General features: G+C 38.0%; 26 protein-coding genes. 11 read left to right on the plus strand and 15 right to left on the minus strand.

Annotated elements, in window-relative coordinates; translation table 11 throughout:
* Positions 1 to 16 precede the first annotated feature (16 nt).
* The 3 genes from J1G40_RS10545 to J1G40_RS10555 all read left to right on the plus strand — a co-directional run bounded on the left by J1G40_RS10545 (position 17) and on the right by J1G40_RS10555 (position 4,210).
* Positions 17 to 2,698, plus strand: coding sequence for a DNA gyrase/topoisomerase IV subunit A (locus J1G40_RS10545; protein WP_265242598.1), 2,682 nt, complete (start codon positions 17 to 19; stop codon positions 2,696 to 2,698).
* A 12-nt stretch (positions 2,699 to 2,710) separates the two neighbouring features.
* Positions 2,711 to 3,157, plus strand: coding sequence for a large conductance mechanosensitive channel protein MscL (gene mscL / locus J1G40_RS10550; RefSeq protein WP_265242599.1), 447 nt, complete (start codon positions 2,711 to 2,713; stop codon positions 3,155 to 3,157).
* A gap of 93 nt (positions 3,158 to 3,250) precedes the next feature.
* A complete protein-coding gene (locus J1G40_RS10555) occupies positions 3,251 to 4,210 on the plus strand; it encodes a sterol desaturase family protein (RefSeq protein WP_265242600.1) in 960 nt (319 codons plus the stop codon).
* Between the two features lie 54 nt (positions 4,211 to 4,264).
* Here J1G40_RS10555 and J1G40_RS10560 read toward each other — a convergent pair whose 3' ends face one another.
* The 3 genes from J1G40_RS10560 to J1G40_RS10570 are packed head-to-tail and all read right to left on the minus strand — an operon-like array spanning position 4,265 to position 5,923.
* Positions 4,265 to 5,083 (minus strand): TerC family protein, encoded by an 819-nt coding sequence (locus J1G40_RS10560; RefSeq protein WP_265242601.1) that lies wholly within the window; start codon positions 5,081 to 5,083, stop codon positions 4,265 to 4,267.
* Positions 5,084 to 5,114: 31 nt separating this feature from the next.
* Complete coding sequence (locus tag J1G40_RS10565) at positions 5,115 to 5,495, minus strand: DNA topoisomerase IV (protein ID WP_265242602.1); 381 nt, start codon at positions 5,493 to 5,495, stop codon at positions 5,115 to 5,117.
* A gap of 53 nt (positions 5,496 to 5,548) precedes the next feature.
* The gene (locus J1G40_RS10570; protein WP_265242603.1) at positions 5,549 to 5,923 is read right to left on the minus strand and encodes a helix-turn-helix domain-containing protein; all 375 of its coding nucleotides are present in this window, start codon (positions 5,921 to 5,923) and stop codon (positions 5,549 to 5,551) included.
* 281 nt (positions 5,924 to 6,204) lie between these two features.
* Between J1G40_RS10570 and J1G40_RS10575 the strand changes: the two genes are divergently transcribed.
* From J1G40_RS10575 to J1G40_RS10585, 3 genes are all read left to right on the plus strand, one after another.
* A complete protein-coding gene (locus J1G40_RS10575) occupies positions 6,205 to 7,314 on the plus strand; it encodes a M14 metallopeptidase family protein (RefSeq protein WP_265242604.1) in 1,110 nt (369 codons plus the stop codon).
* Positions 7,315 to 7,420: 106 nt separating this feature from the next.
* Positions 7,421 to 7,900 carry an Lrp/AsnC family transcriptional regulator gene (locus J1G40_RS10580; protein WP_265242605.1) on the plus strand — a complete coding sequence of 160 codons (480 nt, stop codon included), beginning with the start codon at positions 7,421 to 7,423 and terminating at the stop codon, positions 7,898 to 7,900.
* A 65-nt stretch (positions 7,901 to 7,965) separates the two neighbouring features.
* On the plus strand, positions 7,966 to 8,481 hold the full coding sequence (locus tag J1G40_RS10585; protein WP_265242606.1) for a DinB family protein: 516 nt from the start codon (positions 7,966 to 7,968) through the stop codon (positions 8,479 to 8,481).
* 50 nt (positions 8,482 to 8,531) lie between these two features.
* Here J1G40_RS10585 and J1G40_RS10590 read toward each other — a convergent pair whose 3' ends face one another.
* Together J1G40_RS10590 and aroB are read right to left on the minus strand one after the other, a co-directional pair.
* Complete coding sequence (locus J1G40_RS10590; protein WP_265242607.1) at positions 8,532 to 8,885, minus strand: hypothetical protein; 354 nt, start codon at positions 8,883 to 8,885, stop codon at positions 8,532 to 8,534.
* A gap of 143 nt (positions 8,886 to 9,028) precedes the next feature.
* A complete protein-coding gene (gene aroB / locus J1G40_RS10595) occupies positions 9,029 to 10,090 on the minus strand; it encodes a 3-dehydroquinate synthase (RefSeq protein WP_265242608.1) in 1,062 nt (353 codons plus the stop codon).
* Positions 10,091 to 10,201: 111 nt separating this feature from the next.
* Between aroB and J1G40_RS10600 the strand changes: the two genes are divergently transcribed.
* Positions 10,202 to 11,368, plus strand: coding sequence for a proline dehydrogenase family protein (locus J1G40_RS10600; protein WP_265242609.1), 1,167 nt, complete (start codon positions 10,202 to 10,204; stop codon positions 11,366 to 11,368).
* Between the two features lie 3 nt (positions 11,369 to 11,371).
* Here the strand turns inward: J1G40_RS10600 and J1G40_RS10605 are convergent, their stop codons facing one another.
* From J1G40_RS10605 to J1G40_RS10615, 3 genes are all read right to left on the minus strand, one after another.
* Positions 11,372 to 12,289: a hypothetical protein gene (locus tag J1G40_RS10605; RefSeq protein ID WP_265242610.1), complete on the minus strand. Its 918-nt coding sequence runs from the start codon at positions 12,287 to 12,289 to the stop codon at positions 11,372 to 11,374.
* A 230-nt stretch (positions 12,290 to 12,519) separates the two neighbouring features.
* Positions 12,520 to 12,963, minus strand: coding sequence for a DUF2141 domain-containing protein (locus tag J1G40_RS10610; protein WP_265242611.1), 444 nt, complete (start codon positions 12,961 to 12,963; stop codon positions 12,520 to 12,522).
* Positions 12,953 to 13,204, minus strand: a complete 252-nt coding sequence (locus tag J1G40_RS10615) for a hypothetical protein (RefSeq protein ID WP_265242612.1) — start codon at positions 13,202 to 13,204, stop codon at positions 12,953 to 12,955. The genes J1G40_RS10610 and J1G40_RS10615 overlap by 11 nt, the downstream gene beginning before the upstream one ends.
* A 141-nt stretch (positions 13,205 to 13,345) precedes the next feature.
* On the opposite strand from J1G40_RS10615, the gene J1G40_RS10620 reads away from it, so the two are divergent.
* Positions 13,346 to 15,838 carry a hypothetical protein gene (locus J1G40_RS10620; RefSeq protein ID WP_265242613.1) on the plus strand — a complete coding sequence of 831 codons (2,493 nt, stop codon included), beginning with the start codon at positions 13,346 to 13,348 and terminating at the stop codon, positions 15,836 to 15,838.
* A 67-nt stretch (positions 15,839 to 15,905) separates the two neighbouring features.
* Here J1G40_RS10620 and J1G40_RS10625 read toward each other — a convergent pair whose 3' ends face one another.
* From J1G40_RS10625 to J1G40_RS10640, 4 genes are all read right to left on the minus strand, one after another.
* Entirely contained in the window at positions 15,906 to 16,289 is a 384-nt protein-coding gene (locus J1G40_RS10625) for a DUF4258 domain-containing protein (protein ID WP_265242614.1), read from the minus strand.
* Positions 16,290 to 16,304: 15 nt separating this feature from the next.
* Entirely contained in the window at positions 16,305 to 17,504 is a 1,200-nt protein-coding gene (locus J1G40_RS10630; protein ID WP_265242615.1) for an alanine dehydrogenase, read from the minus strand.
* 116 nt (positions 17,505 to 17,620) lie between these two features.
* On the minus strand, positions 17,621 to 18,268 hold the full coding sequence (locus tag J1G40_RS10635; protein WP_265242616.1) for a hypothetical protein: 648 nt from the start codon (positions 18,266 to 18,268) through the stop codon (positions 17,621 to 17,623).
* Positions 18,269 to 18,379: 111 nt separating this feature from the next.
* A complete protein-coding gene (locus J1G40_RS10640) occupies positions 18,380 to 18,559 on the minus strand; it encodes a hypothetical protein (RefSeq protein WP_265242617.1) in 180 nt (59 codons plus the stop codon).
* A 1,438-nt stretch (positions 18,560 to 19,997) separates the two neighbouring features.
* Between J1G40_RS10640 and J1G40_RS10645 the strand changes: the two genes are divergently transcribed.
* Positions 19,998 to 20,312, plus strand: a complete 315-nt coding sequence (locus J1G40_RS10645; protein WP_265242618.1) for a hypothetical protein — start codon at positions 19,998 to 20,000, stop codon at positions 20,310 to 20,312.
* On the opposite strand, the gene J1G40_RS10650 is transcribed toward J1G40_RS10645, so the two are convergent.
* Entirely contained in the window at positions 20,309 to 20,680 is a 372-nt protein-coding gene (locus tag J1G40_RS10650; RefSeq protein WP_265242619.1) for a hypothetical protein, read from the minus strand. The two genes, J1G40_RS10645 and J1G40_RS10650, sit on opposite strands and share 4 nt — an antisense overlap.
* 231 nt (positions 20,681 to 20,911) lie before the next feature.
* Between J1G40_RS10650 and J1G40_RS10655 the strand changes: the two genes are divergently transcribed.
* Positions 20,912 to 21,229, plus strand: a complete 318-nt coding sequence (locus J1G40_RS10655) for a DNA-binding protein (RefSeq protein ID WP_265242620.1) — start codon at positions 20,912 to 20,914, stop codon at positions 21,227 to 21,229.
* 147 nt (positions 21,230 to 21,376) lie between these two features.
* Positions 21,377 to 21,772: a two-component system response regulator gene (locus J1G40_RS10660; protein ID WP_265242621.1), complete on the plus strand. Its 396-nt coding sequence runs from the start codon at positions 21,377 to 21,379 to the stop codon at positions 21,770 to 21,772.
* Between the two features lie 17 nt (positions 21,773 to 21,789).
* Here J1G40_RS10660 and J1G40_RS10665 read toward each other — a convergent pair whose 3' ends face one another.
* Positions 21,790 to 22,140: a ribose-5-phosphate isomerase gene (locus J1G40_RS10665; protein ID WP_265242622.1), complete on the minus strand. Its 351-nt coding sequence runs from the start codon at positions 22,138 to 22,140 to the stop codon at positions 21,790 to 21,792.
* A gap of 37 nt (positions 22,141 to 22,177) precedes the next feature.
* On the minus strand, positions 22,178 to 23,386 hold the full coding sequence (locus J1G40_RS10670; RefSeq protein WP_265242623.1) for a DUF3500 domain-containing protein: 1,209 nt from the start codon (positions 23,384 to 23,386) through the stop codon (positions 22,178 to 22,180).
* Positions 23,387 to 23,412: the final 26 nt, after the last annotated feature.

The following is a 23,412-nucleotide window of genomic DNA, read 5'->3' on the forward strand; positions in this document are numbered from 1 at the left end:
ATACGAATCTTTCTATATGGAAGAGAATGAAGAAGTAAACGAAGTGCAGGAAGAGGATCAGGCTGGTGGCGGCGAAGCACTTGTACGCGTCACCGGAATGTACAAAGATTGGTTTCTTGACTATGCTTCTTATGTTATTTTGGAAAGGGCAGTACCCGCAATAGAAGACGGTTTTAAGCCTGTTCAGCGGAGAATAATGCACTCCCTGAAAGAATTAGATGATGGCCGCTATAATAAAGTTGCCAATGTAGTTGGGCACACCATGCAATACCATCCTCACGGCGATGCAAGTATCGGGGATGCGATGGTACAGATTGGTCAGAAAGACCTGCTCATAGATACCCAGGGAAACTGGGGAAACATACTTACCGGTGATAGAGCAGCTGCTTCCAGATATATAGAGGCGCGACTTTCAAAATTTGCCCTTGATGTTGTTTTCAGTCCTAAAATTACGGAGTGGCAAATGTCTTATGACGGTAGAAAAAAAGAACCCGTTAATTTGCCGGTTAAATTCCCGTTGTTATTGGCTCAGGGTGCCGAAGGTATAGCAGTAGGGTTATCGACAAAAATTTTACCTCATAATTTTAATGAACTAATAGACGCCTCAATCAAGCACCTTAGAGGCCAGCGATTTAAACTTTTTCCAGATTTTCCTACGGCAGGCATTATAGATGTTACCAATTATAATGAAGGGCTAAGGGGAGGTAAGATCCGCGTTAGGGCCAAAATTTCTCAGCTAGATAAAAAAACCTTGGTGATCAACGAGATTCCGTATGGAACTAACACTTCTTCTCTTATAGACTCTATTTTGAAGGCCAACGATAAAGGTAAAATCAAAATAAAGAAAATAGAAGATAATACAGCAGCGGATGTTGAAATCCTGGTGCATATTCCAACAGGGATTTCCCCGGATAAAACAATTGATGCCCTCTACGCTTTTACTTCCTGCGAATCATCTATTTCTCCATTGGGGTGTATTATTGAAGACAATAAACCTTTGTTTATTGGGGTGAGGGAGATGCTTCAACGCTCTACAGATTATACGGTAGAACTGCTTAAGGCAGAATTGGAAATTCAGCTTTCAGAATTGGAAGAGCAGTGGCATTTTGCCTCTTTGGAAAGGATTTTTATTGAGAAGAGGATCTACCGGGATATAGAAGAAGAAGAAACCTGGGAGGGTGTCATTGCAGCTATTGATAAAGGGCTTAAGCCCCATGTAAAACATCTTAAAAGGGCGGTTACAGAGGAAGATATTGTGCGGTTAACTGAAATCCGTATTAAGAGAATCTCCAAATTTGATTTAGACAAGGCACAGCAGCATATTGAAAGTCTTGAAGACAGAATAGCCGAAACCAAAAACAACCTTGAAAACCTTATAGATTTTGCCATTGACTACTTTAAAGATTTAAAGAAGAAATACGGCAAGGGAAGAGAGCGTAAATCGGAGATCAGGATTTTTGATGATATCGAGGCAACTAAAGTCGTAATTAGGAATACCAAGCTCTATGTGAATAGGGAAGAAGGCTTTGTCGGCACCTCATTGAGGCGGGATGAATATGTAACAGACTGTAGTGATATTGATGATATTATTGTCTTTACCAAGAATGGAGAAATGATGGTTACCAGGGTAGATGCAAAAACCTTTATCGGTAAAAATATCATCCATGTTGCGGTTTTCAAGAAAAAAGATAAGCGTACCACTTATAACATGATTTATAAGGATGGAAGGGGTGGCGCCAGTTATGTAAAACGATTTAACGTTACGGCAGTAACCAGGGATAAGAGCTATAGCCTGACCACAGGCAAACCCTCTTCTTATGTGCATTATTTCTCTGCGAATCCCAATGGAGAGGCAGAAGTGGTGACTGTCAATTTACGGCAATCCGGAAGTATTAAAAAATTGAAGTGGGATTTGGATTTTGCTGATGTCATGATCAAAGGCAGGGGTTCCAAGGGAAATATAGTTACAAAGTATCCTGTTAAGCGCATTGAATTAAAAGAGAAAGGCTTATCAACCCTGAAGCCACGTAAATTATGGTTCGATGATACTGTTCAGCGACTTAACGTGGACGAAAGAGGAGAACTGCTAGGTGAATTTACCAGCGAGGACATGTTGCTGCTTGTTAATCAGAAGGGAATTGCTAAGACTGTTATTCCGGAGGTTACTATGCGTTTTGATGATGATATTATCGTACTCGAAAAATGGAAACCAAAGAAGCCATTATCTGCCATTTACTACGATGGTGATAAAGAGCGTTACTATGTTAAGCGATTTCTGATAGAGAAGGAAAACAAAGAAGAATTATTTATCACCGAACATCCAAAGTCGTTTCTGGAACTCATCTCGACCGACTGGCGACCGGTGATTGAAATAGAGTTTCCTAAACCCAGAGGGAAAGAGGCCAAACCCAATCTAACTGTCGATTTGGAAGATTTTATAGCTATTAAGGGAATCAAAGCTTTAGGTAATCAACTGACATCTGAGAAGGTTAAAAACATAAATGCCTTGGAGCCATTGCCTTACGAAGAGCCGAAAGCTCATGATACCATGGAGATAGAAGTGGTAGATGAAGAAAATGTGGCAGCGCCGAAAGAGTCCCTGGCCAAGACTCCAAAATCTACAGCCAAAACATCCGGGAAGTCAACTGCTGATGACAAAGGCAAGAACGATGAAGAAGGCCAAACAAAGCTTTTTTAGACAACTATTTTCATGAAGAATTTTATCCAGGAATTTAAAAATTTTGCCATAAAGGGCAATATGATCGATATGGCCATAGGTATCATAATTGGTACTGCCTTCAACAATGTGGTAAACACCCTGGTTAAAAAGATAATTATGCCCCCTCTTTCATTACTGACGGCAAGAGTTAGTTTGGCAGAACAGAAATATGTGCTCAGAACAGCTTCGGAGGGTGTGGATGAAGTGGCCATTGGATATGGAGCGCTTTTGGAGGTGCTTATAGACTTTGGAATTATTGCACTCACAATATTTTTGGTGATTAAGTTTATCAATAAGATCAGAACTAAGGCGGAAGACCCCCAAAATGTGGAGGAGGTTACGCCAAAAAATATAGAACTGCTATCGAATTTGGAGGAATTAATGAAGGAACAGAATGCTTTATTGAGAAATATGAAGGACGATTCTGGCGAACAATAGAAAATAGTATGCTTGCGATAAACTAATTCTATTTCTTTTTCGCTATACTACTAAAGATAACATTATATTTAGGCGCTTTAAGCCAAAGAAAATATGGATTTTACCAACCCCCTGGTATACGGAGTACCTTGTTTTATTGCCTTTATTCTTTTAGAACTTACCTATAGTAAAACGCATGGCGATGATCATCTTTACCAATGGAAAGATCTTTTTGCCAGTGGCTTTATGGGGGTAGGTTCCGCAATAATAGGTCCGTTGTTCAAGGTCATTTTTGCTATTTTCCTTTTCGAATTTACCTACGAATTTTTTAATCCTGAGAGCCTTGATGGTACAAGAACCAATGTGTTTGGATATACTTCTTTTGGCTATGCATGGTACGTTTGGCTGCTATGCCAGCTGGCTGATGATTTTACCTATTATTGGTTTCACAGGGCCAATCATGAGATCAGGGTTTTATGGGCCGCACATATCGTACATCATTCATCTGATAATTTTAATTTAGGGACAGCTGTGAGAAACGGATGGTTCACTATTCTTTACAAGCCTTTGTTTTATATGTGGATGCCGGCAATAGGATTTCCACCGGAAATGGTTTTGGTATGTTTGGGGATAGAGGCACTATGGCAATTTCAACTGCACTCTGTTTATGTTCCAAAGATGGGATTTATCGAGAAAATTTTTAATACGCATACGATGCATCAGGTGCATCATGCACAGAATGTGGAATACCTGGACAAAAATCACGGTGGATTTCTAAATTTCTTTGATAAGATCTTTGGCACCTGGAAAGAATTGGACGATTCTATAGACGTACAGTATGGTGTTATTCATTCTCCGCAGTCTTATAACCCCATGGTTATTCTCACTCATGAGTATAAGGATATATGGAACGATATGGGGAAATCTAAAAAATTATCAGACAAACTCATGTATGTGTTCGGACCTCCGGGATGGAGTCATGACGGCAGTACGTTGACGGTAAGGCAACAGCAAAGGGAGTTTGAGAAACAGAAGGAATTGAATCCCGAGATGGCATTCAACAGGCCAAATTAAAAGGGCGTACTACTGATAAAATATATTCAACTACTTTATTAGCAATAATATAAGCTACTTATCCTCAATTATTTCTTCAACATCGGATTTGTTATTCTTCTTTATTCTCATGTCAAAAAATTCTACCATTAGCGAGAAGGCGATTGCAAAATAAAGATAGCCTTTGGGGATGGCGCCAATCTCATTTCCAAACACTATAAGGTGCGAAATATGCGCAGCTTCAGCGATAAGCATAAACCCGATTAACAATAGAAAAGACAGTCCAAGGACTTGTATGGATGGATGTTTGGTAACAAATTCTCCTACCGGGTTCGCAAACAGCATCATGATAACAACAGAGACCACCACGGCAATTACCATCAAAACCAGCGCGTCATTAGGGTTGGGAGATATCCCATTGGTCATCCCTATGGCCGTTAAGATTGAATCAAATGAGAATACGATATTGATGACGGTAATTTGAACAATGGCATTTGTGAGAGAGGTAGACCTGGCTTTTTTCACTTCATTTTCGTCATGGCCTCTGTCTTCTATCTTTTCATGAATTTCCCGTGTACTCTTATATAGTAAAAACAGACCACCGCCAAATAGTATTATGGCCTGCCAGCTTAAAGCACCGCTGATCCAGGATTCGTTCAAAACCATAAAAGGTTTTTTCATGGTGGTAAGCCATGTTATTCCAAAAAGCAACACTATCCGCATAACCATAGCCAGAACAAGCCCTAAATTCGTGGCGCGCTTTCGCTGGTTTTTCTCGAGTTTACCGGCAGCAATTGAAATAAAAATAATGTTGTCTATACCCAGTACTATTTCCAGGAATGTTAAGGTTAATAGGGCAATCCAGGCATCCGGACTTGTAAAAATTTCAAACATTGATAGTGTTTTGAACCATATAGAACTTCTGCTACGGCAAAGTTTTTATGGCAGTTCCTCTTAATTTTCTGCTGTCTCCAATTCTACTATACTCAAATGTATAGGAATTATCCGTGGTTGACAATATTTTAATATGAATGGCCTGCTCTTCGGCCTTGTTCTTTGGTTGTAGCTTTGTAGCCACAAATTCACAATCGTTAATCCATCGAATATTAGAACTATCAGCCTTGCCATTGAAATAGTCTATTTCCAGGTCTCCGTTACGTACGAATGTGGTTGTGCTTTCTTTTCCGTCGATAATTGATTTAAAAGTGAAAGTCCCATCTTTAAAGCCTTGGCAGTCTCTTTGAGGTTGGTAACAGCCGCTAAGGAGTACCGCTAAAACAAGTGGAATTATAGTTCTGATTTGCATAGCGGAAAAATAGGGAATACTTCTAATATTTCCCAGCGGGGAAGAAGATCAATTTAAAGTGTATCCAGGTTTTTGTCAAAGGCCTTGAAGCTCCCGTCTTCATAAAAAATGATGATCTTATGAATGGTTTTTGCGTCTGAAGTTGTGGGAATTTCGTCTTTAGGCTTTGTTTTTGTGCCGGGGGTAGGGGCAGCTGTGCTCTTTTGAGGAAAGCTACCCTTGCCATTTAATAACCAATAAAGGTTTACTTCGGGGAAGGTCTTTACAACCTTGAGTACAAACTCCAGACTGGGTTTGTTTCTTCCTGTAAGCAGGTGCGAAATGCTGGATCTTTGCACTTGTATCTTATCTGCAAATGCAGCAGCCGACATGCTGTAATAACTCAAAATTCGCTCAAGTCTACGAACAAACTCATCTGTGTTTACCATTGTAACTTGTTTCGGTTATTCTAATTCAAATTATAGTTTAAAAGTATCTGAATATACTAATATATGTTAATTTAAAAGTATATATAAAGTTTCTTAATATTCTGAATAACAATGTAAAACAAAACAAATATTAATTCTATTAGACCGAAAGCAATTTTTGTTTACAATTGTATTCAACAACGCGGAATTACGAACCAATTGTTGTTTACAAATGTAACTAATTTAGTAACAATTGTAATTTAAATTGCAACTACTTTTGTCCTAAATAATTCCTATTCAGTATGGAGGTTACAACAGTCCGGTACGAGGCCATTAAAGAGAAAAATATTAAAGGCAGGTATATTACAAATATCGAACTGGAAAATTTCATGCAGCGCTATTCAGAAGTGTTAACAAATAAAAGTACCGGCACTTCTGTTGAAGGGGTTCCGATTCATATAATTACAATTGGTAATGGTCCTATAAAAGTGTTGATGTGGTCTCAGATGCACGGCAATGAGTCTACCACTACTAAAGCACTTTTAGACCTGCTTGCTTTTTTTAGTAAAGGGAGTGGCCTTGCAAATCAAATTCTGAACAATTGTACTTTAACCCTGATTCCCATATTGAATCCGGACGGGGCGGCGATATATACCAGATTTAATGCCAATAAAATAGATCTGAACAGGGATGCTCAGGATAGAAGTCAGCCTGAAAGTAAGCTGTTGCGCAGTATATATGACACTTTTGAGCCAGATTATTGTTTTAACCTGCACGATCAAAGAACTATTTTTAATGTGGGTACAACATCTAAACCGGCAACTGTTTCTTTTTTAGCACCTGCAGCTGATACCGATAGATCTGAAACAGCATCAAGGATAGTCAGTATGCAGCTTATTGCAGTAATGAATAAAGTACTTCAGAATATTATTCCTGGAGCTGTAGGCCGCTACGATGACTCCTTTAATGCCAATTGCATTGGTGATTGCTTCCAGATGCTGGGCACTCCTACTGTACTTATTGAGGCAGGACATACAGCCGGTGATTATCAGCGCGAGTACACCAGACAATATGTCTTTTTTGCAATATTGGCCGGATTAAAAGGAATCGCTGAACAAAGTTTGGCCCAAGAGAAGAAATTGGAATACCACAATATTCCTGAAAACAACAAATTGTTTTTTGATCTGCTTATCCATAATATCCATAGTATCCATCCTCAGTACCAAAAGGGAGAAAGCATAGGAATACTTTACAAGGAAGTTTTGAAAGAAAATAAGATCGAATTTCATCCATATATAGAAGCGTCCGGAAGACTTACTGATAAACTGGGCCATGAAGTTTTTGATTGTAAAAACATTTCTGACCTGGAAAAACTTAAAAAACACAGAGCCGTTTATGAACTGTGTATTTGAATTTTATATGAAAAAACTAGCTAAGAATTACATATATTTCAAAAAAACACGATTTTTATTACATTTAATTTCTTAATGTTTTATTTTTGCTAAAATTTCAATTAGAATGGGGAAAGTTAAATTGGATGAAATAGATCATCAGATTCTGGATATGTTAATAGACAATACCAGGACTCCTTTTACGGATATTGCAAAAAAATTGCTAATCTCCGCAGGAACTGTTCATGTAAGGGTAAAGAAAATGGAGGAAGCCGGTATTATACGAGGCTCATCCTTAACGTTGGATTATGTGAAACTCGGGTATTCTTTTATTGCTTATGTCGGGATTTTTCTTGAGAAGACCCATCAGACAAAATTTGTTTTGGAAAGGCTTACTCAGATCCCTAATGTCACAGTTGCCCATATCACTACAGGCAAATTCAATATATTTTGCAAGATTAGGGCGAAGGATACCAACCATGCGAAGAATATCATTTTTAAGATTGATGACATAGATGGTATTAGCAGAACAGAAACGATGATTTCTTTAGAAGAGAGTATCAATGATAAAAAACGCCTGATGCATACCATCTTTGGTGAACTGTGATCAGAGCGTACATAATTACTAATATCCTGATCATGAATACTGATCAGGATTTTTAATTTATAGCTATGCAAACATCTGCACTTCAACCCGGTGATTTCCTTCCATATTCCCAACCGTATATCGATATCGTTGGAGAGGCGGAACTAAAAGAGCTCATGAGCAAACAACTAAACAATTTTCCTCAATTTATTGAGAGTCTCCCTGATGAGAAATTGCAATATGCTTATGCAGAAGGCAAATGGACCATTTTAGAAACATTGGTGCATATCCTTGATGCTGAAAGGGTATTTCAGTACAGGGCACTTAGGTTTGCCAGGAAAGATGATACTCCTCTTCCGGGATTTGATCAGGATATTTATGTGCCGAGTTCCATGGCGAATCAGCGCACAAAAAAGGATATTATAGAAGAATATAAGGCGGTCAGAAGCTCATCTATAGCATTGTTTGCTCCTTTAAATGAGGAGGCTTTACACAGATTTGGCACAGCGAGTGGTGGTAAAATGACAGTTGCCGCACTTGGTTTTATGATTTGCGGGCATCAGAAGCATCACAGGAATATCATAAGAGAAAGATACCTATAGTAGCACTTACAGAAAGCTTCTGCTTTTATAGCACTTTAGTAGAAATAGACTTAATCTAGTCCGGCTTCTTCATCGAGCTCGTGTTCCGTATTTAATTCCAATTCTACGCTATCAGTACCAGAATCATTTTCTGAACTAAAATCGGTTTCGGAAACTTTTGATTTGTTTTCAAGTTCTCTTTCAATCGAATCATCAAAATTAGCAATGAAGTGAGAAAGGCTCTGGCTAATCTTCACCATATAAAGGGTGTCATCGGTTCGAAGCTCCACAGCTTCGATAAATTCACCTTTACCATTTCTGAATGCGATGATGTCATCATCTCCATAACCGTCGGGATAAGTTTCGATGAGTAGCGTGGCTATTTCACGGCTCAACTTTTTGTAGTCTATAAGTACACGTTTCATAAGCAGGTCAGTTTTGCTGGTGTTATTTTTAATATTTCTGCCGAACCTGGTCAGGATTGGCTTTAAACTGTACCTAAACTAAAATATTTTTTCTTTGGTTTTTGTAAAGAGTTGTCAACTGCTCTTTTTAGTATATGAAGATGTTATTCTTTGTAGTATGCAAATGCCCTGGCATAAAATTCGTTGGGTACCTGGCAGTCTATTTCCGTTTCTCCAATAGCTTTTAGCAATACAAAATTGATATTGCCATGTGTATTTTTCTTGTCGTATTTTAAAAGAGAAATAATAGCATCTATATCACTATCGCTAAATGAAACCTTTCTATAGCGTTCCAGGAAGGTACTTTTAATATCCTTCAAATGTTCTTTATCCAGGCCGGTAAGTTGGCTGGAAAGATAAGCTTCCAGGATCATCCCAATGGCAATTGCCTCACCATGCAAGAGGGTCTCTTTGTTATCACTGGTTAGGAAATGTGTTTCTATAGCATGCCCCAGCGTATGTCCAAAATTCAAAATCTTTCTTAAATGTTGCTCAGTAGGATCTTTGAGCACTACTTCATTTTTAATAACAACAGAATCAAAAATAGGAGCATCCAGGCTCTCGAAACTATTTAACTGCTTTAAATTCTTCCAGTACTTTTCACTTTTGATCAGGCCGTGTTTCAACATTTCCGCAAATCCGCTTTGCAATTGCCTTGTTTCCAGTGTCCTCAAAAATGCTGGGGCTATCAGTACCATCTGAGGTTGGTTAATTACCCCAATCTGATTTTTCAACATCCCCAGGTCGACTCCTGTTTTGCCGCCTACTGAAGCATCTACCATGGCAAGTAAAGAAGTAGGTACATTTATAAAATGTATCCCCCTTTTAAAAGCCGAAGCCACAAAACCACCAAGGTCCGTAATCACTCCACCTCCCAGGTTTATAAGCAGGCTTTTTCTGTCCCCATCCAGTTCGGAAAGTGCTTCCCAAACCCCCGTACAGGTATTTATGTTTTTATTTTCTTCTCCCGATTCTATCTCAATAATCTCATAGTCCCTCAATTCCTCTAATTGGGATAAAAACAGGGGGAGGCAATGCTTATGGGTGTTTTCATCTACAAGGATAAATATCCTAGAGTAATTGAACTCTTTCAGCTGTGTGTTCAACGCTTTATATCCGGCTTCATTAAAGTGAACCGCATAAGAAGATGTGGTAATAGATTCCATGATACTGACAATTTGTATTAGCAGAACAGATCCAAGGCAAAATAAAGGCTATTTTTCATTAATCGATTAGATTTTGTGTGCTATTTTTGGTCTGATAAGAATTTAGTAATAATGGACCAGATTTTTGAGGATACCGCAACTGCTTTCGCCCTAAAAACAGATTCTGAATTGGAACGTGCCTACTTCCTGTTCAAGATGATTGCCAATGAGCCACTTGTTCGCATTGGGACTGCAGTAACCAATTTTGCTATTAAAGCACATTTACCGGTAGACGGACTTATACGTGCTACGGTATTTGATCATTTCTGTGGGGGAGTAAGTGAAGAGGATTGCATGCCGGTAGTAGATAAGATGTGGAATAACGGGGTGTATTCTGTACTGGATTATTCCGTGGAAGGCAAGGATACCGAAGATCCGCTAGACGATGCCCTGGAAAAGAACTTGCAAATACTCAACTTCGCTAAGGAGAAGCAGGCTATGCCCTTTGCTGTATTTAAACCCACCGGTTATGGACGGTTTGCCCTATTTCAAAAGATAGGGGAGGGCAAAGCATTAAACCCCGCCGAGCAAGCGGAATGGGGGAGGGTAAAAGAAAGGTTCCAGGCAACCTGCAAAAAAGCACATGAACTGGATGTATCACTGCTAATAGATGCTGAGGAAAGTTGGATGCAGGACGCCGCTGACGAATTGGTAGAGGAAATGATGCGCATATATAATAAAGAGAAAGCCATTGTTTTTAATACGTTGCAGATGTATCGATGGGACAGGATGGACTATCTGAGAAAATTACATGAAACAGCCAACAAAGATGGTTTTAAAATAGGGGTAAAAGTTGTTCGCGGGGCCTACCTGGAAAAAGAAAATGAGCGTGCAGAAACAATGGGATACCCAACGCCAATTTGTCCTTCTAAAAAAGCTTCGGATGAGAATTTTGATGTGGCCGTAGAGTATATCGTTGATCATCTTGATACCATTTCCCTATTTGCCGGAACCCATAATGAAACCAGTTGTTATAGATTAATGCAATTGATGAGCGATAGAGGTATTGATAATAAAGATCAGCGCATTGGTTTTGGACAGCTCTACGGAATGAGCGACCATATCTCCTTTAATTTAGCGGCTAAAGGCTATAATGTGGCTAAGTATGTTCCGTTTGGGCCGGTACGTGATGTGATGCCCTATCTTATTCGCAGGGCGGAGGAAAACACTTCCGTAGCTGGTCAGACCAACAGGGAACTGGAACTTTTGAAAAAAGAACGGAAAAGGCGAAAAATTTAGTACTTATTCTTTAACCTTGATCACTACTGCCTCGCAGCTTTGAAGATCGGAATTCAGCACAATGTTTTCCGACTTATTGCCATCTACAATTTCTATTGCAACTGTATTAGGGGCAAATCTTCCCAGATTATGTGCATATAGAAAGAGGTCATTTGGAGTATCTGACTTTAAATTAATCTCGTAGACTTTCTTTTTATATGTAAGCAAATGCTTATATACAACGGCTTCACCATTGAGGTAGATAGAAACGATATCCCCATCTGTTCTCCCATGGTCCCAAAGGCTAATTACCAGAGTAGTATGGTCTACCTCTAAAACTTTATTGTAAGAAATACTTCTTCCGTCAAAAGTATGACGCAATTTGGGTGTATCTTCCTTAGCTACTTCTTTCTTGCTTTCAATTTTCTCCGTAGTTACAGGCGCTTTCTTAAGTACTTTAGCCTCTTTTCTCTTCCTTGGAGCTTTAATTATGGTAAAAAACGGTGTAGAATATTTGGCAACATGCAATTTGTTGGCCGGGTTTTGTTCTATGCCCATCACGCGATAGTTATTTCCGGTAGCCAGCCCTCTGTCTAACCTGATACTATCCTCGCTTTTGGAATTCTGATAGATCCCAAGATCTTGTACTACCACATCATCCTTTACCAGGTAGAACCTAATCTTCTTACTTTGATCAATGTTAGCCGTCTGCCAATCTATTTTAGCAAATCTTGGCAGGGCCCAGGTGGTTCTGGCATTTGGATAGGTTATTTTAATGTCCGATTTTGCTGTATCACCATTATCGGATTGATCAATTACGTTATATTTCTTTACTTCTGTGATATAATCGTAAATGGGAGGTAAGGCAGCAAACCCCTTAGACATGGTAGCTAAGAGTAAAAAGCTTAATAGTAGGATAGTGTTTTTCATGGCTTTCATCATAATGCCTTTAATCGGCTATTTTACATATAGTAAAAGTCTGGTTATATAATAGTTAACTAAAAATTGAGCCAAATAGTATTTATCGTATAAAATCCTTTTTAATTTAATGAAATAAGTAGGAAAATTCTTCAATATTTCCATATTGCAATGCGCTTACCCATTTTAGGATCAGTACTCGTTCTGGTAAGAGGTAATACGCAGATTGCACCAATGGCGCAATAATGAAGTGCTTAATCCTTGGCCTTTCCCAGTGTAATGCTAATTGATTTTGAATCGGATAGTTGGAAAGCGGCTTTTTCAAAAGATGGAGGTCCAAAACTTCCTTTTGCATTGTTCGAAAAGCCTACTAGCTCTTTCGGAATACCAAAAAACCCGGTTTTTAGCTCGCCGTCTTTATCTTCATCATAAAAGACACTAATGGCATAGATTCCACTATTGAGCTGATCTATACTTAAAGTAACACTGCTTTGTGATTTTACCGCTTCGGTTTTACTCAATAAAGGGACTTTCATAAAAGTGTCTTCCGAGTTGAACAAAGTTACCACTACCTGGCCATGGTTGGGTGAGAGTCCTTTTATATGAATAGTCAGGGTGTGCGTATCTATGGGTGAAAAAGCAAAAGTGCAAAAAACAAAGAGCTTGCAAGCCAGGCCATATAGTGCGTTATTTTTCATCTAGTTTATTCTTTATATCCCTAAGACATATATAAGTTTGATACCTGATGATTAAACTTTCAAAAATTAACCGAGTTACCAAGATTCCGAATACCAGCGCCATAATCCACGCCCAGTTATCATTTGTGTATAACCAGTAACTGCCATATAATACGCCACCAATTCCGCCCCAGAATAAAAATTGAAGCACAAAAGGCATCATAAACTTTTTGAATAGCAGATAATTCTTTAGATTTTTCATGACTTTTATATTTACTTCTAGCTAAGGTAGAATATAAATCTCAATCTAATTAAATATAAGAGTTCGGGGCTTTAGAGCTGATTTCATTATCTTTATTTGCAGTCAAAATGGCACTGTTTCTTTTAAAACCTCAAGAAAGCTTTGAATTCATTTTTATTCAGGATATTCAACATATTACTATGGATATTGTCCACTACTACCTTCGCACAGGATTTTGAAGCAGCGGAAGCCACCGCGGAGAAAATCTACCTGCAATTAAGTGCCAAAACTGTTAGTATTGATCAGACGATCTGGTTTAAAACAATAGTAACCGACGCAGAAAATCACCTCCCCTCAAGTATGAGTCAGGTGCTCCATGTAGAACTTATAGATGCCCGGGAGCAAATCGTTAAACGCAAAATGATAAAACTAACAGGAGGAATTGGGTGTGGACATTTTGAACTAAATCGGAATTTCCGCCCCGGTCGATATCTCATCAGGGCATATACACAATGGAATAGAAATTTTGGAACTGACTTTGTGTTCTCGACTTATATAAATATTTATGATGGATCAAGGGTTAAAAGCATTAACTCAAGAACCGATCTATTACCGGCAACCAAAGCTGTCTCTAACTGGGGTCCAGATCCCAAGACTTCTTTTCAATTGAATTTCTTTCCCGAGAGTGGGAAGCTGCTCCATGGGGTTAAGAATAAAATTGGATTTAAAGCAGAGGGGGTAGCAAGCTTGGCGAACAATTTTTCGGGAGTAGTATTTGATGCAAATGGGGAAAAAGTTTCAACTTTTAGCAGCAATCATTTGGGCATGGGTTTTTTTTATATCCATGCAGACAGCGCTACAACGTACAGGGCAGAAATCAGCACCCCCTTTATGGCGATGCCAATTGCAATTGTTGATCTTCCCGAGGTATCGGCAAAAGGAAGTATATTAAGTGCACGCAAAATAGGTGAAGAGATAAGTTTAAATGTATGCTCTAATACTCTGGAAGGAACTGTTTTAATCAAAATTAGTTGCAGGGGCGCAGATTATTATTTAATTAAGGGTCAGCTTGAGGATGGTAAAATGCTTACAAAAATGGAAGCATCAAGTTTGCCTGAGGGTATTATTGTAATTACGCTTTTAGATAATAATAAAATGCCGGTCGCAGAACGATTATATTTTAACACTTCCATCAAAAATCGACTCCTAATTGATTTGAATACGGACAAGGCCCTCTATAAAAAGCGGGAGCTATTAAAATTGAATATTCGGCATACGAATAATACGGAAAGTATCCTCAATTCTAATATTTCTGTCATGGCCACAAATAAAGCACAATGGTCTGGTAAATGGCAGGAGAGTATACTTTCCTATTTTCTTTTGGATTCAGAGCTAAGGGGAAGGATAGAACAACCTGGGTATTATTTTAGTGGAGGAAAGACTGCCCATCGGGACCTTGATGCATTGATGTTGACACAGGGTTGGCGGAATTATAAATATCCAATTAATCATAGTGCCAATACTTTCTCTAACCTAGAAAGGGGCATAACAATTAAAGGAAGAGTTGTTTCAAATTCACCTAAAAGTAAACCATTGACAGATCTAGACCTCAGCCTGGGTGTGTTTACCGAATCGCCCATTTATTACAAACAGCAAACAGATAGTTTGGGCAGATTTCGATTTTTGCTCGATGATATTTACGGGATACAGCCCAGGGTGTTGTTACAAGGAAATATCAAGGGCAATGCATACAAAAATATTAGGATAATACTTGATACTCTTCAACCTCCAAAAGTACATTTCGAAAACAATAATATTAGTGAATTAATTGTATCACCTGCTTTGGAAGAGGCGGTAGTGGCTGCGCAACAAAGACGAAGTGTTTTCCAAACAGCCGCTGATTCACTATTAGGAGGTATCCAATTAGATGAGGTGGTACTTGAAGAGTACAGTTTAACCTCAGAAAGGGAACGGGCGTATGAAGATTTTGGAAGACCAGATGCCATAATTAGAGGTGATTCTCTTCAAAAACAAGAGCAAAGCTGGTCTTACGGCATTTACAGCATTTTGCTTTTTGAGTATCCCGAATTGATACAAATAGAGCGGTTTCCGGACGGATTTATGCGAGCACAGGTTAACAATGATTCAACACTGATTGCAGTTGATGGAAGGTTATTACGCGCTTACGAATATGACTATGTTCAAGATATTTCACCAGCAGTGATTGAAAGTGTAGAGATTATGCAATTTGTTCCATTTTTTAGGAATAAATTTTTGGATGTTTTTCCTGATGCGGATCCCTATGACGCTCCAACTGTAGGGCACATAATTGCCATTTTCACAAAAAACAAGGTTGGCCTTGGAGGCACCGGCAAACCAATTCGTGGAATGTTAGGAACTACAATCCCGGTATTTTCACCAGCTAAAGAGTTTTATATTCCGGTGTATGAGAGCATTGAAGAATTGAACGAGAAAAAGCCAGACTTGCGTTCCCTGTTGTATTGGCTGCCAAACCTGCCTACTAATGTGAAGGACGAGACTTCATTAAGTTTTTACAATGGCGATGTACCAGGGGATTACATAATAATTGTAGAAGCCATATCTCAGGATGGCAAAATAGGATACAAAAAAATAGAATATAAAATTGAGGAGTAAGAGCATTAAAAAGCTATCGTCGTGACAACATCATTATAAGTGCTTGTATTGAAGCTTCGCGGATACATTATTCAATTTTAAATTCCTGCACTTCTGTTTTCTGCTCACAGTTCGCTATCTTCATTACACCAGTATTTCCATTGAATTTAGCTTTTATTATATAGGTCTTACATGGTTTAGAGGAGGTGTCACTATTTTTAAAATCAATATTTCCATCACTTAAAAAATAGGCGATATCGGTTGAATCAAGACCTTTGGCTTCAATTTCGGTAGCCGCTTGGTCTGAAAAACTAATTGGTTTAGACCTGATGTCTTTAAGCACTCTGCAGTTGGGAAAATAACAAAATGAAGTGCCTGTCTCTTCAGATTTCTTTTTAAAGAAGAAAGCAAGGAATACAAGACCTATAGACAAGCCAACTAAATAGAATCCCAATCGTTTTAAAAATGGCATGGTGTGCTGGGGAATTTAAAATATAAGAAAGTTAATATCGCTGTATTTAAGATCGAACCATTCACCGACCGACTTGTTCGTCAGTATTCCGTGATACATATAGAGGCCATTGCGTAGCCCTTTATCAAATCTCAAAGAATTTTCCAAGCCACCCTCCTCACCAATCTTTAATAGGTAAGGGGTAAAAATATTGCTTATAGAGACCGAAGAGGTTTTAGGGTAACGGGCTGGCATATTGGGAACTCCGTAGTGAATGACCCCGCATTTTTCCTGGGTCGGATTATCGTGGGTGGTAACTTCACTGGTTTCAAAACAGCCACCCATATCAATGCTAACGTCTATGATCACTGCTCCCTTTTTCATTTGCTCTACCATAGTCTGAGTTACCACGACTGGGGCCCTATCTCTGCCACGTACGGCTCCTATAGCCACATCACAGCGGCGCAATGCTTTTAAGAGGTTTTTGGGTTGCAGAGTGGAAGTATAGACCGTCTGATTAAGACTGGTCTGTATGTTGCGAAGCTTGGTTATAGAATTGTCAAACACCTTTATATTAGCGCCGAGGCCAAGGGCAGAACGCGCTGCAAATTCCCCAACAGTACCAGCACCCAGAATAACCACCTCTACTGGAGGCACCCCACTGATATTGCCAAACATTAAGCCGTTACCATTGTTAGTCGCCGCCATAATTTCGGCCGCGATCAGCACGGAAGATATTCCGGCAATTTCACTTAGTGAACGCACGGCGGGGTATTTACCATCTTCGTCCCGGATGTATTCAAAAGCAATTGCCGTTATTCGTTTGCGGGCCAATTCTTCAAAATAGGCCTTGGACTGGGTTTTGATTTGCAAGGCAGAGATGATAATCGCCTGCGGGTTGAGCAGCCGTATTTCCGAAAGGGTAGGGGGCTCTACTTTCAGTAATAGCGGACATGAAAAGACTTTTTTATTGTCCTTTGTAATTTTCCCGCCTGCCTCGGTATAGTCTTTGTCAGAATAATTAGCCCCTTCGCCTGCGCCAGATTCTATCAACACTTTATGACCGTTGGCTGTAATAGCATTCACCGCATCTGGTGTAAGGCATACTCTTTTTTCCTGGTATTGGTTTTCTTTTGGAATACCAATAAATAATTCCCCTTTCTGTTTTAAAATCTCGAGGGTTTCTTCCTGGGGAAGCAATTGTTGTTTACTGAAAGGTGATGAAGGTTGGTTCATAAGCTGTAATTCTATAAGCCCTGCCCAGGGAAGCGGAGATTACTGTATAAAATTACAACAATAAAATGAAAATCCCTGCTATTGCAGGGATTTGAGAATATCGTTTTACAAAGAATTTACAGGAAAAGGTTAAACAGACTTTTTAACGAATGTTGTAGTTGTGTAAATAAGCCACTAAGTGTTTTATCTGTTGTTTTTTTTGTGAGATCGTCTTCTTTTGCTTCTGTTTCCTTAACTTTAATACCAATCTTCTCTAATTCCTGCCTTTCTTTTTCTTTATAATAACTAAGTTCTAGGTCCATGGCTTCCAAGTCAATCCCGTGTACATGTTTATCGTATAATTTAATCCTAATAAAGTAGACGAATGGAATTACGATCATACAGAATGGAAGAAGCCAAAGTACATTGTCAGTATCAATATAATTATCTTCTGAAATTACACCCTCAAAAATTTGAAAGGCATACATTAAAATTGGAATTAATATTATATGGTACCACCAATGTTTACAAGTGAAAAACCAAATAAGTAGTAAATAAAGAGGTACAATTTTTCCTAAAAGAAACCAGATATAAACATTAATATTTGGAAATCCATTTTTATCAATCGTAATGCCAAGAAAATTTATTGTAGCTTCGGGGTCACTAGATACATATTCATGCATCTTAAAAATAAAGGGAGAAACCAAGATAAAAATCACCATTAAGGATTCTAAAAGAATTCTTCTTCTAGCCTTATTTCTTTTTTCGTTAGTAGGTTTTTTCATTATTAAAAACTGGGGACAATTAGGTTTTTATAACGAAAAAAAGGGCAATTTATGATTGCCCTTAACGGAATTTATCTGAATACTCGATAAATTGGTATAATATATCGGCGATTAACCCTTCTTATTATCGCCGTTTATGATTTTTGTTTTGTCAACACTTTTTTTATCTCCATTGACCAGCTCAGTTTTATCAACTCCATTTTCGTATAGTTGATCATCCGCTGTATTAGCTGTGCACGCAGATCCAACTAGAACTAAGAAGGCGCAAATGCCAAATAATAATTTTTTCATGTTCATCGTTCAAAGATTTTGGTTCAAGATTTGTTAATGTTCTCTTACAAAAGTAAGAAAAAAATGACTCTGTTAAGCCCATTTACCGGCAAAATACTACACTTTATCGGATAAATCAAGCTTTTTATCGATTATTTCGCAGGTCATCGAAAAAAATACAATAAAAATGACGGACGGACGATATGCACATCATGTTTAGATCTGATAATGATTATTTGGCAGTATAATGCATTAACTTGCTTGACCATAGGCTTTTAATAAAATTAGATAGCAAGACATTATTTTTTCGACGGTCTAGCATCATTTGGCGAGTGGGGTTAGGATATTTGGAATTAGCCAATCTTAGCCTTTTGTACTTTTAAAATTCACATATATAGACTATTTTCTGTATTTTATAGTAAAATATATTATATTAGAGATTAATTTCTTAAATAATTGTAATTTTTCATTCTAATTGTTCAGGTAATTATACCTTGTTTAATATTCTAATGCTACTTAGGGATTATAGTATGGTAACTAAGCTTTACACTTTCAAGAAAGAAGTTCATATAATCCATATTGGACTAGCATTCCTTATTCTAATACTACCGTTTGCTCTCTTTCTTCATTTATTTTTTAGTGATGATGTTAATATCATGACACTTTTTAATTTTAAGATTGATCACGGTTTTAATAATAACAGAGGCTGGGCCTGGAATTTTCTGTCAATTATTATCCCTCTTGTACTTATGTTGATTTGGTTTAGTACAAGTTACGATTGGTGGCGTTATGTTTTGCTTGTTCCGATATATCTATATATTACTCGAATTATAGTAAAGATTTTCAGATATCCAAACCTTATCGAAGACAACCTTGCAATCTTTTCAATAATAATCGCACTAGTTTCAATCTTAGTTATAGTGTTTTTGGACTTAATTATTTTAACTAGATATAGGGAGAAGGGATTTCTGCTTGTAAGGCTTAAATTATTTAATAGTAAAAGAATGAGATTATTTTCTTGGCTTAAATCTAAAATGATTTTCGCAGAAAATTTAATGTCATTTGAAGATAAAAATAGACACTTTAAAAAGTTATACTACGCAAAGTCCATTCTTGAAAGTGAAATTGAAAAATACTCGAAATTTGACTCCTTAGATTTTGCTCGAAAGAAGAAATGGGATTTTGGAATTACATTATTCATTTTAATTTCGTGTGCTTTTTTTTTGCCCATACATTAATTCCGCCAGATGTACAAACTTATGATATTTCTGGCATAACAATTACTACGCATGGCTTTGCAGACGTCCGAAGTTTTGTTTATTATTTCAATGTTAAATTATTGATAATTAGCCTATTGTGCACATGGTTCATTAGTTCAATTTATTGGTGGCGATATGCTATTCTTTCAGGAATAATATTAAATACCTATCAGCTTTGGGAAGGATTTCAAGAAAATTTAATGTTAATAGACGAGGCCGAATATCTATATTCCTTGCCTTATATTTTCATTCTAGTGACCGTACTTATTATCACATCGGAAACGATTAAATATCATTCAAAAGTCCTATTGCTGTATAAAACGATATGCGGGGAAATTGAGCAAATTATTGGGGAAATGAACGGTCCTATTAAGGCGGTAAAGAGACAAAAGATTAAGTTCTTTAATTTAAAAAGATCAATTAATCAAAACGGAGTTACTCTGAAAAAATTTAAAGATCTCCAGAAATTACGAGAGGAGCTTATCAATGAAATAAATGCGGGTGCGGGCAGTTAATCTTTGTTCTTTAGGTGTTTTTGGGCGCGTTCTATCTCGGCCGTAACTTCTTTTAAAAGTCCCTGCAGTTCTTCTTCATGTCTTTCCCTTATTTTCATTTCGATAATGCGCTCTATTTGTTCCTGCCTTGCCTTGGGTAATTGATCAAAATCCAGGATGTCTTCCTCCTGGTCCTTTTTCAGCATTTCGCCTTCACCGGTCAATAGCCATACTACATTTAATTGAGGATAGGTTTTAATGATGCTTTCTATTACATCGCTGCCAATAGAAGCATTATTTTTTTTCATTCGTAAAGTGTAGCCGTTACCGGCACCTATGGAAATATCAAACTGTCGGGCACTGAGCCCTGCAAATTTGATAAATTCCATCAATCGATCTATCGTTTTAAACATATAAGAGAAAATAATCTATTGGTTGTTCAAAAATCTGAATAAATATACAATAAAAAAAGAGACGGAAAGAAAGTTAGTCATTTAAATATGCCATTTTGATTAGCTCAGAGAAAAATGCACGCAAATTTGTTTATGTAGAAAATATTCTATATACTTGTTATGAGATCAGCAGTGACTACCCCTCTAATCCCTACAAATTTGTCCGTTATGAGCTCCATCAAAATCCTGGAACGCATGCAAAGGTTGCATTCGTTAATTTCACAAGAGTGCACAGGTTCTCCACTAGAACTTTCCCGAAAATTACGTATTAGTGAACGTTCAGTTTATAACCTTTTAGATCATCTAAAAGACTTTAATGCTGAAATAAACTATGACAGAAGCAGGAAGACCTATTATTATCAAAACGATTTTAAACTCGAAATTCAGCTGTCATTTTCCGTTATCACAAATAATGAGCTTACAGAAATTCTTAGTGGTAGCTATCTTTCAAAAAAGAAGGATGGCTATAGTACTTCCACTAATTAATTTTACTGGCAAATCTACTTGTCAGCTATACTGGTTAGCATCATATAAGTTTCATGAAATATACCTTACATATAGATTTTCATTTAATTGGTCTATATTATATGGGTATTTGGCAATATTATATTACCTCTGCACAACCAAATTATTATGAAATTGACCATTTGTATTATCGACGATGACCTTGTCTCCCAGTTTGCCACTACCTATAGTATAGAGCAAAGCGGTCATCCCTGTTCTATTATTACCTGCGACAGTGCCGAAGACTGCCTGGAGACTTTTAATTCGCTTTTGGAGCAAAAAAGAGAATTGCCAGATATAATACTCCTGGATCTCGTGATGGGAGATATGAGCGGTTGGGATTTCCTTGAACGTTTTAAACAGATTCCCAATTGGCCCAAAGAAACGGCCATTTATATTCTATCTTCATTTACCAATTCCAAAGACAGAAGAAGAGCCAAAGAACACACGCTAATTAGTGGGTATTTTGATAAACCCGTAAGTAACAACGATTTGGATAGCATCCTTTCGTCTATGGTAAAATAGCCGCCACTGGCTGTTTATTAATTAAACCATACCGCATAGCGTTGTCTTCGAAGTGAAAGCGCAAGCGCTTCCTCGAGCTTTAAGGCTTCATCCCTGCTTGCTACCGGAGCAATATGATTATAAAGGCTTGGCCTAAGATAAAGCCCGTATTTCTGAACAATACTGGAGGCGAGTTTGTGGCCTTTACGGTTGACATAGCCCGTTTTATGTTGCGTAAAACGTTCTTTGGGTGTTTTGCTGGTCATCCCGACATATACACATTGTAGCACCCCGTTAAACTGGGGATTAGCTTCCCGAAATCTGCGGTTTTCCGTAAATACGCGTTTAGACAATTCTATCACATAAACCTGATAATGTACCCTTGGCATATAATTCTTATCTGATTATATCAATGTCAGCTTCATCTTATTTATGTGCTTTTTCCAAATGTTGGCGGAGTAAGTCTTTTCCATAATCATTCCCATTGGGTGTTCTTAACATGGTATGAATATGATTTCTGGTTGCCCCACTTACTTCACTGGGGACACCAACGGCCCGCTGATGATCAAATTCTATAAGTATTACGGGGGAGTGAATGCGATAGTAGAATACAGCATCCTCATCGGTATGGCCCACCCAGGCAAACCAGGTATGATCCAAATGCTGAAGTACTTCTTCCATTCTAATCTGCTGATGCCCTTCCCTAATATTATTTACGTACATGGCAATTAACTTTGTGAGTTCTTCTTGCTGATCGCTGGTCATTTCTGAAAGTTGCAGTCCTTCATAATTAAGTATCAGGTTGTCTTTGTTGGCCGCTGCAACATTATTATTATGGGCCTTGCTGCTGTCAAGTATAGCTTTTTTCTGTTGCTCTTCTGAAAGCGACTGCATAAACGCCAGTCCGACATTCTGTTCATCCTGAAAGATTGTATTTCCTTTGTATTTACCACTGGTAGTGATAATTGGTTCTCCACCCATAAATACTGGCGACATTACTATCTGATCTCCCAAAATAAAATAATTGATGATTAAATGATGACCGTCTAATTGCCAGCCCCAGGGCTGAGTCTCTGAGGGTGTTCCCATAAGGGTAAAGAAATACAGCTCTTCATCATAATCATCAGAACCATTATTTATTTCTTTTAAGGTTTGGTCTGTTTTCATAATATCCTTACTGAGCTGAAGGCCTTTGGCGCTTAGCGCCTCCTGCATCAAATGAAATGCTGCCTTTTTTTGATTTGCCGTCATTTCCATCAGACTCACCCCTTGTCTTTCGTAGATACCATTGTCTACATTAGACCATTTTCTCCACTCCACATCGTCAATCTCAAATTTGATGCGCTTACGCTGATTTGCATCCAAGCTAGCTAGAAAAGCGGTTGCGGCTTTCTGAATACCTGAGGTAGAGACACCACTTGCCTTAATTGGAAATAAATCCGACAGCTTTCCATCGTCTGTAAAGATGCCATCATAATCTTTCTTTAAAGCGTCTGCTTCCATTTTGGCAAAGCGAGCCTTTACAGGATTATCTTCGGTTTGTGCTGCTTCATTGATGATTACCTGGGCCTCTGCGGTTTTCTGTTTACAACCAAAAACCAATACTAATAGTAATAGCAAATATGTTTTTTTCATGATACGTTTTCTATAAAATTAATTTT

This window comes from Muriicola sp. Z0-33, assembly GCF_026126425.1.
In the GTDB taxonomy this organism is placed as follows: domain Bacteria; phylum Bacteroidota; class Bacteroidia; order Flavobacteriales; family Flavobacteriaceae; genus JAFMPW01.